The sequence below is a fragment of the Bacteroidota bacterium genome (assembly GCA_018692315.1).
In the GTDB taxonomy this organism is placed as follows: Bacteria; Bacteroidota; Bacteroidia; order Bacteroidales; family JABHKC01; genus JABHKC01.
Genome location: JABHKC010000066.1, coordinates 1 through 2,262 on the forward strand (window position 1 = coordinate 1; position 2,262 = coordinate 2,262).

Genomic DNA, 2,262 nt, shown 5'->3' on the forward strand with positions numbered 1-2,262 from the left:
GAATTTGCCTTTGTAAGGACAGATATAGGGTCAAATTCATTTTTCAAAGAATGATTCAATAAATTTCAATCTTCTCAAATTTTAAAAGTTGTGTAGTCTGACTTTCTCAGCAAGCCCTATTTACTTTAAAAAACAATAATTCTATTAAAAAAAAATTATTAAATTTGCAATCTATTTTATTGCCATTACGCATTATGAGAATAGTCATTAAAATCGTTTTATTTTTTACAATAATAGCATTACCTATTTTAAGCTATGCACCTCCAGGTGGTAGTTGGAATCCAGGTGATACAGAACCTACTGTTCCAATCAGTGGAGGTTTGTTGTTTTTATCGCATCCGCAATTATTTATGGAGTTAGAAAATATATCTCCAGAAATAAATAATCCAAAACATTTTTCCGAATTTTTATTTTTGAGTTTGTAATTTTAAATAAAAGCATAACTTTGCAGCCGCAAAACATAATGGTGAAGTAGCTCAGTTGGTAGAGCAAAGGACTGAAAATCCTTGTGTCGGCAGTTCGATTCTGCCTTTCACCACAAAGCCCCACAATAGTGGGGTTTTGTTATTTAGGACTATCTCATTCCTGACTTCATCACAAAAATAGCAACAAATCTATAAGGGCTAGATTATCAGTATTATACAAATTTTTCAGCATTCAAATGGGTGGCGCAAAGTTAATTTGTTCAACTTTGTGTTATGTATATCAGGAGTAAGAAAAACCGCTCTGGTAGTACCAGTATTGTTGTTGTCGATAAGAGTTCAGGCAAATACAAGGAGCTTATTACAATAGGTACAAGCAAAGATTCTCAAGAATTGGAGCGGTATCATGAACTTGGCAAACAATGGATAAAAGATCGTTCAGGACTATTAGAAATTGACTTTCATGATCATCGAAAACAAACTGAACAGTTTATTGGCCAAATAAATCAATTATTGATTAATGGCACTGAGTTGCTATTGACTAAAATATTCAATGAAATTGGATTTTCCAGTATTAGGGATGATGTTTTCAAACATCTGGTTTTATCAAGATTAAGTTTCCCAAGCAGTAAAAGAGCAACCGTTGAATATTTAAAGGATTATTATGGATTTGAGGTAGATCTTAATCTGGTTTATCGATATTTAGATGATCTATATAACAAATACAAAACAGATATTCAACGAATAAGTGTAAATCATACCAGACAAATATTAGGAGGTGTAATAGGGATTATATTTTATGATGTAACCACCTTGTATTTTGAAACAGATAATGAAGATGGGCTTCGTAAAAATGGTTTTTCGAAAGATGGAAAACATCAAAACCCGCAAATAGTTTTAGGTTTATTGGTAAGCAGAGACGGTTACCCACTAACCTATCAGATATTTGAAGGAAACAAATTCGAGGGACACACCATGCTTCCCATAATTAGTGATTTTGAAAAAGAATATAATATTAAAGGAGCAGTAGTAGTGGCAGATGCAGGCTTAATGTCGAAACAGAACATACAAGAGCTTGACAGGTTTAATTATCAATACATTATTGGAGCTAAGATCAAAAATGAATCAGAAAAGATCAAGACATGGGTTTTGTCCCAGAAAATTACAGATGGCGAATTTGCGGAGCTTAAAAAAGCTAATGGCAAGCGATTGATTCTAGGCTATTGTGAGAAAAGGGCAAGAAAAGATTATCATAATCGAAAAAAAGGTCTTGACAGGCTTGAAAAGCTTTTTAAAACAGGCAAATTAACTAAAGCAAGCATAAATAAAAGAGGCTATAATAAGTATCTGAAAATGGATGGAGAAGTACAAGTTCAAATAGACCACAATCTATTTGAAGAAGACGGTAAGTGGGACGGACTGAAAGGATACTTTACCAACACAAAACTAAAAGCGAATGAGGTGTATTCGAATTATTCAAACTTATGGAAAATCGAAAATGCATTTAGAATTACCAAAAGTAAAATAGAAATCCGACCAATGTTCCATTTTACTCCAAAACGAATAGAAGCTCATATTTGCATTTGTTTTGTTGCATATAAAGTATATAAAGAGTTGGAAAGGCAGCTTAAAGAGCTGAGATCCAGTTTAAGTCCTGATAGTGCAATTAAGATTGCAAAAACGATATGTACGATTAAAGTGACTGTTCCTAACTCTGAAGAAACTATAGAGAAAGTTTTACTGCTCACTGAAAAACAAAAACAATTAGCTAAATTGTTTTTGTTTTAAATTGGGTGGCGCATTGACGAAGTCAGGAAATAATTGCTTAATTATCTTTAAA

General features: G+C 32.6%; 2 protein-coding genes and 1 tRNA gene. All 3 read left to right on the forward strand.

Features of this window, described 5'->3' with window-relative positions; genetic code table 11:
• The first annotated feature begins 194 nt into the window (after window positions 1–194).
• Window positions 195–425 carry a hypothetical protein gene (locus HN894_05355; protein MBT7142745.1) on the forward strand — a complete coding sequence of 77 codons (231 nt, stop codon included), beginning with the start codon at window positions 195–197 and terminating at the stop codon, window positions 423–425.
• A gap of 40 nt (window positions 426–465) precedes the next feature.
• Window positions 466–538, forward strand: a tRNA-Phe gene (locus tag HN894_05360).
• Between the two features lie 160 nt (window positions 539–698).
• A complete protein-coding gene (locus HN894_05365) occupies window positions 699–2,210 on the forward strand; it encodes an IS1634 family transposase (GenBank protein MBT7142746.1) in 1,512 nt (503 codons plus the stop codon).
• The last annotated feature ends 52 nt before the right edge of the window (window positions 2,211–2,262 follow it).